The sequence below is a fragment of the Actinoplanes sp. NPDC048796 genome, from assembly GCF_040650035.1.
Lineage (GTDB): Bacteria > Actinomycetota > Actinomycetes > Mycobacteriales > Micromonosporaceae > Actinoplanes.
In genome coordinates, this window is record NZ_JBEZGO010000004.1 from 205,876 (window position 1) to 222,587 (window position 16,712).

At 73.0% G+C, this 16,712-nt stretch carries 11 protein-coding genes; all 11 read left to right on the forward strand.

Annotation, left to right across the window (positions count from 1 at the left end; translation table 11 throughout):
* Window positions 1-3: 3 nt before the first annotated feature.
* Complete coding sequence (locus tag AB0C26_RS19535) at window positions 4-687, forward strand: hypothetical protein (protein WP_360248802.1); 684 nt, start codon at window positions 4-6, stop codon at window positions 685-687.
* Entirely contained in the window at window positions 668-1,783 is a 1,116-nt protein-coding gene (locus tag AB0C26_RS19540) for a contractile injection system protein, VgrG/Pvc8 family (RefSeq protein WP_360248805.1), read from the forward strand. Before AB0C26_RS19535 ends, AB0C26_RS19540 begins: the two co-directional genes overlap by 20 nt.
* Window positions 1,783-2,418: a phage baseplate assembly protein V gene (locus tag AB0C26_RS19545; RefSeq protein ID WP_360248808.1), complete on the forward strand. Its 636-nt coding sequence runs from the start codon at window positions 1,783-1,785 to the stop codon at window positions 2,416-2,418. Before AB0C26_RS19540 ends, AB0C26_RS19545 begins: the two co-directional genes overlap by 1 nt.
* Window positions 2,419-2,431: 13 nt before the next feature.
* Complete coding sequence (locus AB0C26_RS19550) at window positions 2,432-2,728, forward strand: PAAR domain-containing protein (protein ID WP_360248811.1); 297 nt, start codon at window positions 2,432-2,434, stop codon at window positions 2,726-2,728.
* Window positions 2,729-2,732: 4 nt separating this feature from the next.
* Complete coding sequence (locus tag AB0C26_RS19555; protein WP_360248814.1) at window positions 2,733-3,158, forward strand: GPW/gp25 family protein; 426 nt, start codon at window positions 2,733-2,735, stop codon at window positions 3,156-3,158.
* On the forward strand, window positions 3,155-8,047 hold the full coding sequence (locus tag AB0C26_RS19560) for a baseplate J/gp47 family protein (protein ID WP_360248817.1): 4,893 nt from the start codon (window positions 3,155-3,157) through the stop codon (window positions 8,045-8,047). Before AB0C26_RS19555 ends, AB0C26_RS19560 begins: the two co-directional genes overlap by 4 nt.
* Window positions 8,044-9,744 carry a hypothetical protein gene (locus tag AB0C26_RS19565; RefSeq protein WP_360248820.1) on the forward strand — a complete coding sequence of 567 codons (1,701 nt, stop codon included), beginning with the start codon at window positions 8,044-8,046 and terminating at the stop codon, window positions 9,742-9,744. The genes AB0C26_RS19560 and AB0C26_RS19565 overlap by 4 nt, the downstream gene beginning before the upstream one ends.
* A complete protein-coding gene (locus tag AB0C26_RS19570) occupies window positions 9,741-11,825 on the forward strand; it encodes a hypothetical protein (protein WP_360248823.1) in 2,085 nt (694 codons plus the stop codon). The genes AB0C26_RS19565 and AB0C26_RS19570 overlap by 4 nt, the downstream gene beginning before the upstream one ends.
* A 14-nt stretch (window positions 11,826-11,839) precedes the next feature.
* Window positions 11,840-13,201: a hypothetical protein gene (locus AB0C26_RS19575; protein ID WP_360248826.1), complete on the forward strand. Its 1,362-nt coding sequence runs from the start codon at window positions 11,840-11,842 to the stop codon at window positions 13,199-13,201.
* Window positions 13,198-13,980 (forward strand): hypothetical protein, encoded by a 783-nt coding sequence (locus AB0C26_RS19580; protein ID WP_360248829.1) that lies wholly within the window; start codon window positions 13,198-13,200, stop codon window positions 13,978-13,980. Before AB0C26_RS19575 ends, AB0C26_RS19580 begins: the two co-directional genes overlap by 4 nt.
* A 752-nt stretch (window positions 13,981-14,732) precedes the next feature.
* On the forward strand, window positions 14,733-16,712 hold a 1,980-nt coding region (locus AB0C26_RS19585), incomplete at its 3' end, for a DUF308 domain-containing protein (RefSeq protein ID WP_360248832.1).

Below are 16,712 nucleotides of genomic sequence, written 5' to 3' on the forward strand. Positions count from 1 at the left end.
GCGATGGCACAGGAACTGGCGAAGGCGACCGTGACCCCGCTCGACGGCCGGGGCGCCGGAACGGCCATCGACGTGCTGTTCAACCCGGCCGAGTACAACGTCGAATACTCGGCCAGCTTCCAGGAGACGGCGCCGCCCGGTCTCTCCAGCCCGATCCTCCAGTTCGTCAACGGCAACGCCCAGGTGCTGACCATGGACCTGCTGTTCGACACCTACACCGACGGTGGCGGCCGGAACGTGGCCGAGCTGACCTCGTCGTTCACCGACCTGGTGGCGATCGACGGCTCGCTGCACGCGCCCCGCCGGGTGGAGTTCCGCTGGGCTTGGTTCCACTTCGTCGCGGTCGTCGAGAAGATCTCGCAGCGGTTCACCATGTTCCGCTCCGACGGTACGCCGGTGCGGGCCACGCTCTCGGTCACCTTCCGGCAGTACCAGACCATCGCGGAACAGCTCGAGAACCCGCGGCGCAACTCGGCCGACAAGACCAAACGGCGGGTCCTGGAATCGCACGACAGCGTCTGGCTGATGGCCGCCCGGGAGTACGGCGAGCCCCGGTACTGGCGGCTGATCGCCCAGGCCAACGACATCGAGGACCCGCGGCGCATCGAACCGGGCCGGGTGCTGGTGCTCCCGCCGATCCCGGCCGGCGAGCGAGGGGAGGCCGGCGATGGACCTCGTCGCCCTTGAGGAGCGGCACGGCGGCTTCTACGTGCCCACCTTCACCGTGAAGGTGGGCGGCGAGGACATGCTGCGTGACCTGTTCCTGGCGGTCTCGTCGGTCAGCGTGGACCTGAAGGAGCGCAAGGCCGGCCACTTCGCCTTCACCGTCGTCAACGCCTTCGACTGGAGCACCGGCCAGTTCGCCGCCACCCGCCGGCGCGAGCGCGTCGACCTGCTCGAGCTGTTCGCGTTCGGCAGCACCGTCGAGATCGCGCTCGGCTACGGCGATCCGTCGAAGCTGACGCCGATGCTGACCGGGGTGATCACCGAGATCACCACCGACTTCGGCGCCGGCGCCGCGCCGGAACTGTCGATCAGCGGGTACGACGACCTTTACCCGCTCACCGTCGGCAAACGGTCCCAGCACTGGGAGAACGAGCCGGACAGTACGGCCGTGCGCGACATCGTGGCCGCGTTGCCGGGCGTCGACGCCGATGTCCGGGTGACCAGTCCGGTCAAGGCCCGCGTCGATCAGAACAACGAGACCGATCTGGCCTTCATCGACAAGCTCGCCGAACGCAACCCCTCGGTCACCTTCTACGAGCGGGACCGGACCCTCTATTTCGGTCCCCGGCGCCACGACACCACGCAGGGCGTCGAACTGGCCTGGGGCCGGGGGCTGCTGAGCTTCCGGCCCGCGGTGAACCTGGCCCGGCAGATCTCCGAGGTCCGGGTGCACGGCTGGTCGGTCGCCGACGGCCGGGTGATCACCGGGCGGGCCCGGCGAGGGGACGAGTCGGGGCGGGACACCCGGGGCCGCAGCGGCGCCGACCGGGTGTTCACCGCCCTGGCCGCCGACAAGGTGCTCAACGTGCGGGCGGCCGTCCGTGACCAGGCCGAGGCCGATGCCCGGGCCCGGGCGATCCTCGACGAGCGGGCGCGGCAGTTCGTCGAGGGCGAGGGCGAGTCGATCGGGCTGCCCGAGCTTCGGCCGGACACCAACGTCACGATCACCGGGCTCGGTCCGGCCTTCAGCAAGCCCTACTACGTCTCGGAAGCGACCCATCGCATCGACGGTGGCGGATACCGGACGTCGTTCACGATCGAGGAGCCGACGCTCTGATGGACAGCAGCCTGTGGCAGCGGACCGGCGACGAGTCCGGTGGTGTCCTCACCGGCCTGGCGGTCGGCGAGGTGACCGACAACAAGGACCCGCAGAACCTGGCCCGCGTACGGGTGCGGCTGCCCTGGCACGAAGCCGGCGACAACAGCTTCTGGGCTCGCCTCGCCATGCCGATGGCGGGCGGCGGCCGGGGCCTCTACTTCCTGCCCGAGGTCGGCGACGAGGTGCTGGTGGCGGCCGAGAGCAGCGACCCCGGGCACCTGTACGTCCTGGGGGTCCTGTGGAACGGCCGGCAGGCGCCGCCGGCCGACAACAGCGACGGGGCCAACAACACGCGGTTGCTGAAGAGCCGGTCGGGCCACACGGTCCGCTTCAACGACGACAGCGCGGCGCCGGAGATCGAGGTGAGGCTGGCCGACGGCAAGCGGGTGATGCTCGACAAGGACGGCATCACGATCGACGACGCGAACAAGAACGTCGTCAAGCTGACCGGCTCGGGCGGGGCGATCGAGATCAGCGCCACCCAGCAGATCACGGTCAAGGCGCCGACGGTCTCGATCGAGGCGAGCGGCTCCCTGAGCGTGAAGTCCTCCGGGACCTTGACGCTCAAAGGCTCGATAGTCCAGATCAACTGAAGGGTCGGCGAACATGGGACAGCCAGCCGCGCGGGTGGCCGACACGACCAGCCACGGCACACCGCTCAGCCCCGGACCGGGCTGCCCGACCGTCCTGATCGGCGGGAAGCCGGCCTGGCGGATCGGTTCCGACACCCACACCTGCCCGCTCTCGGACGGCCCGAAGCCGCACGTCGGCGGGGTGGTGGCGAGGGGCAGCACCACCGTGCTGATCGGCGGGCTGCCCGCGGCCCGGCAGGGCGACCAGGTGATCGAGATCGGGCCGCCGAACGCGATCGCCCTGGGCGACCCGACCGTGCTGATCGGCTGACGCGATGGCACGCGACGACGCGGGACTGGGCCGGGAGTTCCTCGGCACCGGCTGGGCGACGCCGGTGACCATCGCGCCGGACACCGGCCTGATCGCGCTCGTGTCGTACGAGAAGGACATCCAGCAGTCGATCCGGATCGTCCTGAGCACCGCCAAGGGCGAGCGGGTGATGCGGCCCGGCTTCGGTTGCGGCATCCACGACATGCCGTTCGCCGTCGTCACGGCCCGGCTCATCGGCGAGATCGAGACGTCGGTGCGCGACGCCTTGCGTACCTACGAGGCCCGCATCGAGGTGCGCCGGGTCAGCGTCGACAGCACCCGGGTGAGCCTGGGGCGTCTCGACATCAGCGTCGACTACGAGATCCGGGCCACCAACCAGCCGGACAACTACGTGTACCCCTTCTACTTCCAGGAATCGGCGAGCCGGTGAACGCGAACTTCAACCTTCAGGCCGGCGCCCACCCGGGCACGGACGCCCGCCGGGCGGCGGCCCTGCGCGCGTACCTGCGCCGGCTGGCACCGGCGCTGACCCCGGACTGGGCGCCCAGCGGCGGCGGCGATGACGTCGGGTCGGCCCTGCTGGAGATCGCAGCCCGGCTGGGCGAGGAGACGACCCGGCGGCTCGACCACACGGCGCGGCGCGACGCCATGGCCTTCTTCGAGTTCCTGGGCCTGCCGCCGGCCCCGCCCCGGGCCGCCGAAGGCGTGCTCGCCCTGACTCTCGCCGAGGATGCCGCCGCGGCCGTGGTCGCGCCGGCCCGCACCCGGGCGGTGGCGGGCGAGGTCACCTTCGAGACCCGCGACGCTCTGCGCGTGGTGCCGGGCCGGATCGCCGACCTGATCGCCGTGGATCCGTCCCGGGACCGGATCGAGGTGGCGCCGGCCCAGGCCCGATCGCTGGAGCCGCCGACCGGGCCGCTCGCTCACCGGGTGGTCACCTTCGCCGGTCCGGGCAGCCGGACCCTGCAGGTCAGCCCGGTCGCCGGCCTGGCCGCGGGTGACCTGCTGCGGATCGGGACGGCGGCCCACCGGATCGCCGCGGCCGGTCCGGACGGCCTCGTCACGCTGCTCGATCCGCTGGAGGACGCGGTGGCCGCGGACGCCGTGGTCACCCGGATCGGGTCGTTCGAGGCGTTCGGCCTGCGGGACCTTCAGAACCACGCGTTCCTGGTCGGGCACAAGGACCTGTTCAAGCTGGAGCAGCGGGCCGAGATCGCGCTGTCTCTCGCCCCGGCCGGCCTGGCCCGCCAGCTCAGCCGGCTGGACATCGACTATGCGCTGTTCGGCACGCGCGGCGGTGTGCGGGGCTGGCACGATCTGGACCCGCTCGGCGTGCACGGCGACGAGATCCGCCTGGCCAAGTCCTGGGCCGGCGCGGCCGACGAGGTGGAGGTCGGCGGCCGGAAGAACCGCTGGGTCCGGGCCCGGTTGCGCTCGCCGATCGCGGGCCGGGCCGGACTCACCTCCCGGGCGTCACAGGTCCGCCTCGGTGTCGCCTCGCTGCCCGGCGACGCGCCACCCGGCCAGCCGCCGACGATCGTCCGCGCCGCGCACAACGGCACCCCGCTCTCCACCGCCGGACGGTTCTTCCCGTTCGGTCCCGAGCCGTTGCGCTTCGACACCTTCGCGCTCGCGGCCCCGGAGGCGCTCTCCAAGAAGGACGCCGACGTGACGATCGAGGTCTCCCTCTCCGACGCGTCGCTGGCCTGTTTCGACATCGCCGCCACCACCGACGCCGCGACTCTCGGCGGGTACGGGACCGGCCGCAACGGCTACCTCGAGATCCTGGCGCTCGACGAGGCCCGGGGCTTCCGCTGGCAGGAGATGGTGGCGGTGGACGACAAGGGCCGGCGGGTGCTGCTGACCGGGCCGGCGACCGGCGTCGGCCTGCCCGGTCAGGGCGTCGACCTGGTCGTGGCCGGCGAGAAGGACAGCGGCCTGTGGGCCGGCCGGATCCGGCGGGCCACGGGTTCCACGCCGGCGGAACTCGAGGCGGGTGGGTGGCGGACGCTGCCCGCGCTGAACCCGAAGGCGCCGTCGGCCCGCCCGGCCGTGCTGCCCGCGCCGGCGGGCGCCGTCGGGGTGACAGCGGTCCTGGCCGACGTGGCCGGCGGGGTGCTCCACGCGCTCAAGGTCGACGACCAGGGGCGCCCGGACCCGAGCGGCTGGCAGCCGATCCGGGGCGAGGACGGCCCGATTCTCGGCGACCAGTGGCAGATCGTGGCGGTGCAGGGCGCCCAGTGGCCCCGGCGCCCGGACGACGCCCGCTTCGAACTCGTCGTGGTCGACGGCAAGGGCGCGATCTGGCTGGGATCCGTCGCGATGCTCAGCATCTTCTGGCAACTGGTTCCGCGGTGGCACCGCTTCGACGACGTCGATCCCGCCGCCCTCGACGTCCGGCCCGCGGTCACCCGCTTCGGCGGCGACGGCGATCTCTGGGTCGGCTACGCCGACGCCGGCGAGCGGCGGCTGCGCGGCCTGGTGCATACGGACCACGAGACCCGCGCCGAATTGTCCGGTCACCGGGTGGCGCCGGGACCGTTGCACGCCAACCCCACGGTGCCCGGCGTCGGCGGGCGCCCGGTGACTGTCGGCCGTGCCGTGTCACCGCACGAGGCCTCGATCTGGCTGGGCGAGGAGGAACTGCTCGCCGTGCCGCTGACCGGCGAGACGCCGGACGCCCGCCCTCAGCTGCTGCGGCCGGCCGCCGGGAAACCGCCCGAGCTGGCCGTCACCGGGGTGGGCGAGCGTCTCTTCCGGACCGCGCTCGACCTTCCCCTGGTCGAGGTCGAGCTGCACGACGCCGTCGAGTTGGCGAGTCCCCTGGTCGCGCACCATGTGGAGGTCATCGCCGGGCCGGCCGCGCCCACGCTGGTGCCGCTGCCCGCCGCCAGCCGCCGGATCAAGCAGGGCGATCGGCGCCTCTATCAGATCGACCACCCGCTCGATGTCGGTACGACCCTGAACTTCCTGCGCCTGCCGCACCCCAACGCCCGCCCGTACACCGCTACCTTCCCGGACGCGGACAACCGGTTCGTGCTGCGGTTGGATGCGAACGACCGGACGGTCGTCCGCCCGGCCACGACGCGCCTGATCATCGGTGACGCCAGCTATCCGATCGTCGGCGCCGACGCTCGGGTGGTGACCCTCGGCGTCGCCGTGCCCGGCCTCGAGCCGTCCGTCGGTTACCGCCCGGCGGAACTGCTGGGCACCGTCGAGGTGGCCGACATCCACCTGCGGACGCTCGCCGAACTGCGTACCCCGACATCGATCGGCCCGGACACGACCTTGTTCTTCGGAGCGGCGGCCGGACCGGAATCCCAGCGGATCGAGCGGCGGCAGCCGGCCGGCGGATCGATCTGGGCCCAGCTGAGCCACCGGTGGGTCACCGCGCCACCCGACCGGGGCGTGGCCGCCCTGGCCGGCGGGCCGCCGCCCGACCCGCCGGTCTGGACCGAGAGCCGGTTCAACCGTGGCTACCAGAACCCCGAACTGTCCTGGGAGTACTTCGACGGTCAGGGCTGGCGAGCACTGGAGAAGCGCTTCATCGATCTCACCGGCAACCTGTCGACCAGCGGGACGATCACGTTCGGCGTGCCCGGAGACTTGGCCACGACCGACATCGGCGGCCAGGACGACTACTGGATCCGGGCCCGGCTCGTCGGCGGCGACTACGGACGGCCGAGATACGTCGTCAGCCGCGAGCAGGTGGGTGCGGTCGAGGAACAGACGGTGCGCGTCGACACGACCGGCCTGCACCCGCCCGAGATCCTGAGTGTCGAGGCCTCGTTCACGTTCGAGGACCGGGTCCCGCCGGAGGCGGTGCTCGTCGAGAACAACCTGGACGTGCGCGACGAGACCCAGGCCGCCGCCACCGCCGCGTTCACCCTCTTCGAGGGCGCGCTGGCCCTCGGCCCGGACGCCGCCGGCCGGGCGCTGTACGTCGGGTTGACCGCGCCCATCGGCCGTGGCGTGGTGACGTTCCTGGCCGACGCCGCCGACCGGGACGGCGCCGGAACGCTGCGCGTCGATCAGCGCGCCGCCGACGGCTGGCGGCGCGTGGCCGTTGAGGACCGGACACGGGCGCTCCGCCGCCGCGGGACGATCACCATGTCGCTCGGCGCGGACCCCGTGCTCGTCCGCCTCTTCGGCCGCGAGCGGGTGTGGCTGCGGCTGCGGCCCGAGCCGGCGGACGCCGCCTGGCAGCCCGTGCTGCACCGGCTGCTGGTCAACGCCGTCGGCGTCACGCACGCCCGCACGGTGCTGAACGAGGTGGTGGGCTCCAGCCTCGGCGAGCCCGGGCTGACGCTCCAGCTGGCCGAGTCGCCGGTGCTGCCCGCGAGCGTCGAGCTGCGGATCCGGGAGGAGCTCGGCGACGAGGAGATCGCCACGCTCGCCGGGCAGCGGCCGGGCGAGCAGGTCGTCGTCACCGGCCTCGAGCGGCTGCCCGGATCCTGGGTGCTGTGGCGCCGGGTGGACAGTCTGATCGGGCTCGACGGCGGGGCCCGGGCGTACCTGCTGGACCCGGCGAGCGGCCGGTTGCGGTTCGGTGACGGGCGGGCCGGGCGGATCCCGCCGGCCGGCCGGGACAACGTTCGCTGTTTCAGCTACCAGCAGGGCGGCGGCGAGCAGGGCAACCTGCCGGCGTGGACGCAACTGCGGCTGACGTCGCCGGTGGAGGGCGTCGAGACGGTCCTCCTGCCGGTCGGGGCCGCCGGCGGTTTTCGCGCCCCGGCGGCGGATTCGCTGTTCGCCTCCGCGCCGGACCGGCTGCGCCACGCCGGCCAGGCGCTGAGCGTGGCCGACATCGAGGCCCTGGCGGTCACCTCGTCGTCCGAGGTGGTCCGGGCCCGGTGCTTCCACCCCCGCGGCCCGGGCGCGCCGATCCGGATCGTCATCGCCGTCCGGGACGGCACACCGACCCTGGCCCAGCGCGACGCCGTCGCGGCCGCGATCCGGGCCGCCGGCTGGGGCGGGCTGGCCCCGGACGAGCGCGGCATCGAGGTGCGGGGGCCGGTGTGGATCCGCGTCACCGTCGACGCGCACCTGGTCGCCCCCGCCGACCGGCTGGCCGAGGTCGAGCAGCGCGCCAAGGAACTTCTGCGGGAGCCGATCGCGAACGCCGGATTCGGCCGATGGCCGACGGAGAGCGACCTGCTGCGCGCCCTGAGCCGGGCACCGGGCCTGGAGCGGGTCGAGAGCGTGGCGATCAGCGCCGCCGGCGGCGGCGTCCCGCGCCGGATGCCGGCGGACGGGCTGATCAGCGCCGGCGACGGCGACATCGGTGTGTCAGTCGTCCCCTCGGAGGTCACGCCATGAGCGACGTCGTCCCCGCGCTCGACACCATCGAGTTCGGCCAGCTGGTCGAACTCGCCCGCGGCGCCATCCCGCGGTACGCGCCGGATTGGACCGACCACAACCTGCACGATCCCGGGATGACGATCGTCGACCTGCTGGCCTGGATCGTCGACCAGCAGGTCTACCGCACCGGGCGGGTCGGTGGCCGGCATCGCCGCGCCTTCGCCGCGCTGCTCGGCCGGCGACCCGAAGGCCCAGCGCCGGCACGCGGGCTGATCTGGCCGGCCCGGCCGGTCCGTACGGGAACCTTCCTTCCGCCCGGCTCGGCGATGACCTGCGGCCCGCACCGGGACCTGCGCTTCGCTCTCGACCGCCCGGAGGCGCTCTACCTGCCGCCGGTGACGCTGACCCGGATCACCGGCGACGGCGCGGTCCGCCACCTCGACTTCGACGGCCCGCTCGGCCCGCCGGCCGGGGGAGCGCAGATCGCGCTCGGGTTCGACGTGGTGCCGCCGCCGGGCCCCGCGGTGTCGGCCGAGCAGCCGTGGGCGCCGGTGCGTTACGCGTACCGGACCGCCGCGCACACCTGGGCCGGCCTCCCGGTCCGGTACGACGGCACGGCCGGGATGGCCAGGACCGGGGCCGTCGTGCTCGCGGTCCCGCCGGCGGCGGCCGCGACGACCCGGCTGCGGGTCTCGTTCGACTTCCCGCTGCTGCCGCGGATCGCCGGCATCTCGGTCAACGTGCTGCCCGTGGTCCAACGTGAGCACGTCCAGGGACTCCAGTTCACCTCGGCCGGCACCGGGCAGCCCGACCAGGTGGTCGACCTCGACACCGACGGTCTGCTTCCCGAGCCGGCCCTGACGATCGAGGTCGACGGGGAGCCCTGGCAGGAGCGCGGCGACTTCTCCCGATCGGGCCCGCGGGATCCGCACTACGTGGTGGAGCCGGGCCGGATCCGGTTCGGCAACGGCGTGAACGGACGCCGGCCCCGGCCCGGGGCGCCGATCCAGCACACCGGATATGCCCGGACCGCCGGCGCCGAGGGCAATCTGCGCGCCGGCCTCACCTGGTCGGTGCCGGCGCTCGGCCCCGACGGCCGCGAATACGGCCGGAACCGGCAGGCGGTCGCGGGCGGGCGCGGCGCCGCCGGTGACCGGGAATCTGTGATCATGGCGCGGGACGCCGCCGTCGGCCGCGTCGCGGTGCTGACCGATGACGAACTGGCGGCGGCGGCGCGGAGCCTGCCCGGCATGGCCGTGGAACGGGCCGAAGTGATCGCCGGCTTCGACCACCGTCTGCCCGGCCGGCGCGTCGACGGCGTCCGGACCCTCGTGGTCGTGCCGCACGCGGCGCGCTACCTCGCCGAGGTCGCGGACCGCCTGGAGCCGCGGCGGGTCCTCGGGGAGCGGCTGGTCGTGCGGGGACCCGTCGTGGTGACCGTCGATCTGTGGCTCACCGTCACGCCCGAGCCCGGCGTCACCGCCGCCGACGCGGTCGCCGCCGCCGAGCGGGCGCTGGGCGATCGGCTGTCGCCCGCCCGTGCCCCCCTGGGGCGCGGGCTGACCGTGGCCGACGTACGGACGATCGCCGCCACGGCGCCCGGCGTGGCCGACGTTCCCGGCGTGCGGATGGCGCCCGAGCCGCGGACGGTCCGGCCCGACGCGATGGTCGTGGCGGGCCGGATCCGGGTCACGCCGGCCGGAGGTGGGCGATGACCCTTCTCGAGCAACGGAGCTACGACTTCCGAACGGCCGGCCAGTGGGCGGCCGGGGTCCGGCACGGCCTCGCCCTGACCGGGGACCGGCTCGTCGTGCCGGCTCGGCTGCGCGTCGAGCGGCAACCGGGACCGGCGATGCTCCCGGCCGTCGACCCGCGCGGCGATCCGCTGTGGCTGGAACGCCGCTCACGGGTCCTGATCCGCCGATCCCTGGAACAGGGCGTGCTGCACGGTGCCGGCCCGGCCCGGCTCATGGTGGCCGGCCGGTCGGTCATCTGGGTGCTCGCCTCCTCCGGCGTTCTCGACCGCTACGACGCGTACACCCGGCAACCGCTCAGCCCGGTGCCGCCGCGAGCCGGTTGGCGGATCTCGGACGCGGCCGGCGACGGCGCCGACGGGCTGTGGCTCGCCGAGACGGACGGATCCGGCCGGTGGCGGCTGCGGCACGCCGATTGCTGCGGCTTCACCTGCCGTACGCCGATCGCCGTGACCGGCCTCGAAGCCCGTCGGCTGGCGGTCACCGCCGGCGGGACACGGCTCGTCGTGATCGACCCCGCCACCGCCGGCACCGCGGTCGTCATCGACGCGGAGACCGGGCAGGCGGCCGGGACGATCGGACTCGACGCGGCCCACCGGAACCGGCCCGTCCTGCTCACGGCGGCGCCGGGCAACGGCGTCGTCCTGCTCAGCTTCTCCGAGCAGGACGAGACCGCCCTGTACGAGCGGATCGACGTGGTCGACGGCGACGTCGAGGACCACCAGCGGCTCCGGGTGCCCCGCTCGCTCGGCCGGCCCACGGCCCTGGCCGGCGCGCTCGTCGGCGGCAGTCGCGGCAACGGGCGGATCGTGGCCGGGGACAGCGCGGACGACGACCGCCGGTCGACCTTCATCACCCCCGCCCTCATCTCGCCCGAAGGCCCGCACTCGGGCTGGAACCGCGCGGAACTCGACCTGAGCCTGCCGTCCGGCACCGCGGCCGAGGTGACCTGGGCCTCGACCGGCAACGCGATGCTCATCGAACGGGCCGGCCGGCTGATCGACGGCCCGGCCACCGCCGGCCTCGCCGACGAGTTGGACCAGTTGCTGCCGTGGCGCACCGAGCAGGCGGTCCGCTACCGCGGTACCGGGGACGGCGCCGTCGAGCACCTGGCCGCCCTGCTCGACGGCGTGGCCGAGACCACGCTGTGGCTGCGGATCCGGTTGGACACTCCGGCGGGCCGCACCCCGCCGCAGATGTCCCGGCTGCGCGTCCGCTACCCCGCGGTGTCCTACCTCGACCATCTGCCCGCCTTCTACCGGGAGGATCCGCGGTCCGCGCCGGAACTGCGGCGGATCCTGGCGCCGTACGAAATGCTGTTCGACGGACTCGACGAGACGCTGGCCGGGCTCGCGCAGCGTCTCGACCCGGGCACCGCCCCCGACGAGTGGACCGGATACCTGCTCAGCTGGCTCGGATTCCCGCCACTGAACGACCTCCCGGCGGACCGCCGGCGCGACCTGCTGGCCCACGCCGGGGACATCCTCGGCCGCCGCGGTACCCAGCGGGGGCTCGAGCTGATGCTCGACGTGGTGACCGAGGGCCGGGCCACGGTGACCGACACGGCCGGTGGGCCGTCGGCCTGGTTCCTCGGCGCCTCGGCCCGCCTCGGCCGCGACACGAGGGCCCTGGCCCAGCGGCCGGCTTCGGCCCGGGCCGGCGCCATGGTCCTGGGCCGGACGCCGCTGGGCCGGGGATGCCCGGACCCCGCGCTCATGCTGGCCCAGCGGGCCGGCGTCGTCACCATCCGCCTGGACCTCGACGCCGCGCGCCAGTCGCTCCTGGCCCCGATCATCGACCGGCTGCTGCCCTTCTTCGTGCCCGCGCACTGCCGGGTGCGACTCGTCTACTCCGGCGCCGCCTGGACCGACCGCCGGCCGGACGTGGACTTCCGGCTCGACGAATCCGAACTCCACAGCGACGGCCACTGGCGGTTGGGCGCCACCACCCGGCTCGGCCGCTGGCCGCTACCCGAACCGGCCCGGCGCCCCGCCGTGCTCGACCAAGGCCCCCTGCTGGGCAGCGGACCGCGATTGCAATGACGAAAGGACGATCGATGGACACGAAACCATGGTCGGTCCGGCCCAGCTTCGCCCCCCGGCAGATGCTGACGGCGAAGCAGCTCAACGCCGGCCTCGAGGACGAGATGCGCCGGCAGCAGCTGCTGAACCGGGCGATACACGGCTACGGCGTGGTCGCCGGGTACGGGCCGTCCGTCAACGACAGGGCTCAGCTCGACCTCACCGACGGCCTGGCCCTCGACCGGCACGGGCGGATGCTCTACTGGGAAGGCGGATGCGTCCGGATCGACGACCTCGTCGGCCCGCCGCCGGACCGCGAGGGCGACTACACGCTCGTCGCGCATTTCGCCTGCCGGCCACCGCTGCACGACGGTTGCCGCATCTTCCCCGGCGACCGGGCACAGTGGTCGCTCGAGGGCGTGGTCTTCTCCCTGCGATACGGGTGTCACGACGTCGACCGGGGCTGCCCGGAACACCCGATCGGTTCCTGCGTCGGCCATGACGAGTACATGTGCCGGCGTACCGGATCAATTCCCGGAGACGACGAGCACACCGTGCCGATCAGCGAGGACGTGGAGTGGCTGTCCGCCCGGCCGGGGGAGCTCTGCCCCACCGACGAGGGCCATTGGACGTACGACCCGGACCCGCTCGTCGCCGTTCCCCTGGCCCGCGTGCGCGTCTGCGACCTGGCCAACCGGGAAGCCGGCGACCACGACCACACGGTGGCGCCGAAACAGGAATGCGAGCCGGAGTACGGGTTCTGCCGAACCGAGCCGAGCGCCTGCCCGGTACGCCCGCTGGTCTACCGCAACCCGTTGCTGTACGAGCTGGCGAAGTGCTGCGACGTGGCGGCGCCCCGGATCGCCTCCCTCTCCTGGCAGCCCTGGATCGACAAAGGGTGGGCCGAGGCCGTGCCGTGGAGCGAGTTCGAACCGCACATCCGGCGCGGCTTCGAGATCCGATTCACCCGGCCGGTGCTGGTGGCGACCCTGCACGAGGCCAGCGTCTACCTCGAAGCCGTCCGCCGCAACCGCGACGCCGACTACTCGATAGCCCGCCGCGTCCCGACCGCACTGCGGCGCGGCCGGGACAAGTGGACCGGGATCCAGCCGATCGACAGCGACGGCAAGCTGGCGTGGGGAGTACGGCTGGTCCCGACACCGAACTGGCAGGAAGCCGAGCTGCAGGGCGACGACTCGAACCTGTTCGGCGGCGCCCACTTCGAACTGACGATCCGCGGTCAGCTGGTGCGCGACCAGTGCGACCACACCCTCGACGCCCAGCCCGTGGGCGGACCGGGCCGATGCCAGGCCCGGCCGGGCGGGGACTTCGTCTCCGTCTTCCAGGTCGGGCCGCGCCCGGACGACTACTCATTCCACGCTGAGGAAAGCCGATGAAAACCTACGAGCGCACCCAACTGCCCGAGCGGACCAAACCCGCGCGGGGCGAAAGCGTCAAATTCCACGACGGCATGATCGTCACCGCGGACGACCTGGACGTGGCCGAGCACTATCCGGTGTCGATGCTCACCGCGGTCCTGAGGGCGTACCTGGGCTGTGGGGTGGTCTGCGGGCTCACGCTGACCACGAAGGAGAACGCGCCGTGGGTCGTCTGCGTCGCGCGGGGCATGGCGATCGACTGCCAGGGTCACCCGGTCGAGCTGTGCGCGCCGGTCGAGCTGGACCTGAGCCCGGAGGCCTGCTCGTGCGACGAACCCCCGGACCAGGTCTACGTCCTGGTCCGGCGCCTCACATCGGAGGAGGCGCCGAGCGACCCGTGCGGCTGCGACGTCGACGCCCCGGCCTTCGACTGCCGCCGGATACGCGACCACGTGCTGGTCAAGGCGTTCAGCGCCATCGACCTGGAACAGCTGACCGACTGCGTCTGCCGCCGCCGTACCAGCGAGAAACCGCCGTCGATGTGCGACGCCCTGACCACGTGCCCCGACTGCGCCTGCGGCGACAGCTGGATCCTGCTCGGCCGCGTCAACCTCGACAAGAACAAGGGCGTGACCGGCGTCGACCTTTCCGCCCGGCGCTGGGTCAAGCCCACCGAGGCCGTGTGCACGACCGTGACCGACCGACTCGAGAGGCTGGAGGCGAAGATCGCGGAGCTCTCCCCGCCGGTCACCGAACAGACCCCGAAGGCGGCCGGCCCTAGTCCGGCGACTGCCTAGCCTCAGTGATGGCCACGACTCGCCCAGCGCCGGGCCGGCAACCACGCCAGTCCCGCGCGCCTTCACCGGAAACCATCCGCGGCCGGCCGGCACAAGTATCAGGAACGCCGGACGATCTGCGGAGACGCCTCGGCAACCGCGGCTTCTCGATGGCCTTGCGCCCGAGGACCACGAGCACCGAGGGCCTCGCAGATCTCGACCAGGATGCCTCGGCTCCCGTCGATGCCCCGCCGGCCGACGAGGACCTGGCGCTCGTCGGCGAGACCGGACCAGCGGGCATGGAAGCGCCTGGTAGTGAAGGTCCGGCGTCACCGGCTGCGGTCTCGGCCGCGGAGCCGTCGCTAGCGCTGTCGGCGTCTGCGCCGTCGTCGCTTGCGCCATCTGAGTCGAACGCGCTCGAGGCGCCATCGGACGGCGGCGCCGTCAGCGTGATCGATCGTCAGCCGGAGTCGCCCGGAAGCGTGGCTTCGATGGCGCCCGCCGGCCCGCCGTCATCATTCGGCCCCGCACCGGTGGTCAGCATCGCGCCACCTCCGCCGATTCCCGTGCCCCAGTTCGACTTCGCCCTTCCACCGGCTCTGCTGGCGCCGGGCAGGCTCTCCGTACCATCGCGTTCCAGCCCGCGCGGCTACGACGCCACGAAGTCCCGCGCGCAGACACGACTCCTGGCGTCGTCCCTCGCTACCTCGGGCGCCGCTCTCGCGGTCACGATGCGAGGTTCCGCTCAAGCGCGCAAAGGCGAGTTGGCGGCCATGGCGGCGACGGTGCGCGCCGCGGTGGTGGCCGAAATCCGTGGTGTCGCGTCCCTCATCGCCGGTGAGGTGCAGCAGGCGCGAGATGCCGCGACGAAATCGGAAAGCCGTCACGGCGCAGTCGTGACCGGAGCGATCGACGCCGGACCGGCGCGCCTGGCCGCCACCACCCGAGACGGAATCGACGCCGTCGACAAGGCTGCCCAGACCCGGACCAAGGAGGCCGAGGACGTCGTCGCCGGCGCGCAGACCCGAGCACGCGAGCTCGGCAAGAGCGAGGGGCGGCGCGGTAAGGACGCGATCGACGCGCAGGCGGCCGAGGCCTCGCGCCGCGGGCAGGTGAAGGCGGCCACCTATCCGGCCGACGAGCGCGGTGACGTTCAGCGTGAAGCGGTGCTCCGAGTCGCCGCCGAGACGGCGGCCAAGCTCGCGGAACCGGGCCCGAAGCTGCACTCCCAACTCGTGGAGAGCGGCGAGGACCTCGCCGACGGATTCGACGGCGCCGCGGACTCGGTCATCCGGACCTTCGCGTCGCAGGCCGCATCGATACGCGAGGCGCTGACGACTCAGGGCGACGCCTTGACGCCTCATCTGGACCTGATCGCGACGCGGGCCTTGACGGGCATGGCGGATGCCGGGGGACAGGCCGAGGCCGGCTTGGCCGCCGTCGAACAGGCCGTGGCCACCGAGCTCGCGGGCCTCGAGGCGAACCTCACCGGGCAACTCGACATGGCGATCGCCTCGACGCTCGAAGCCATCGACGTGCAGACCGAGGCGGTGATCGCCGCGCTCGGGTCGCTGATCAGCCGCTGCACGGACGCCGTCCTTCAGCTGGACCGACCCGACCTCGACCGGGTGCGGGCCACGGTGCACGCCACCGAATCCATGGCCGGGGCAGTGGCCCAGGACCTTGACGAAGGCCTGGGCGACGTAGCCCTGCTCGTGGAGGAGACGTTCGTCGAGGAACAGGATTCGGTCGCGGCGCACTGTGCCGACATCGCAGCCGGCGCTACCGGCGGGCTGGCGACCGCCACCGGGAAGATCGACGAGGGTTTCGCGGTCGTGGCCTCGAAAGCGACGGATTCCGTCGACCTGCTCGTCAAGGAGTGGGCGGTCACCTTGGCCGAAAGCCGGACCACGGCCGACGGCGCATTCGGCAAGGCGGTCGAGGGGCTGCGGACTCAGGTCGGCGGCACGCTCGAGAATGGCCGGTTGACCCTCGTCGGCAAGGTCGATGAAGCCGTCAGGAAGAACCGCGAGGGCCTCGACGGCCTCGAGACGGCCATGGAAAAGGCGGCCGAGGAGGCTCGCAAAAAGTACGGCGCCCCGTGGTACAAGAAGCTCGGCAGCTGGCTGTGGAACGCCTTCCTGGGCCTTCTCAAGGCGCTTCTGACGGCGCTGGCCGTGATCCTGGTGGCGGTGATCGCCATCATCCTGATCGTGGCCGGCATCATCGAGGGCACGGTCGCCCTGGTGATCATCGGGCTGGTGCTCCTGGCGGCGGTGGTGGTCTTCGCCGTGTACGGGATCGTCGCCGGCATCGTCGCGCGGGTCCGCTCGGCCGATACGTGGTACGGCGGCATCTGGGGCTTCGTGGTGGGCGTCCTGGACATCGTCGGCCTGCCGAACGTGATCGAGGGCATCATCGGCCGCGACATCGTCAATGGGCGCCGTCTGACGGTCGAGGACGCCGGCCACCGCTTCGGCGGCGGGCTGTTCAACCTGCTGACCTTCATTCTGCCGATGAAGTTCGCGAAGGCGCGCGGTACGCCGAAGCTCCCGCCGGAACATGTGATTCCGCCCCGCGCGCCGGAGATCCCCGTCATCGGCGAGGTGCCCGCGGGACCGGCCGATCTGCCCACGCCGCCGGCGAAGCCCCTGCCGGAGCTGCCGGTGGAGCCGGTGGAAGTGCCGGAACCGCCCCCAGAACCGGTGAAGGTGGCGGAGGAGCCCGTCAAACCTCCAGAGGAGCCGGCCAAG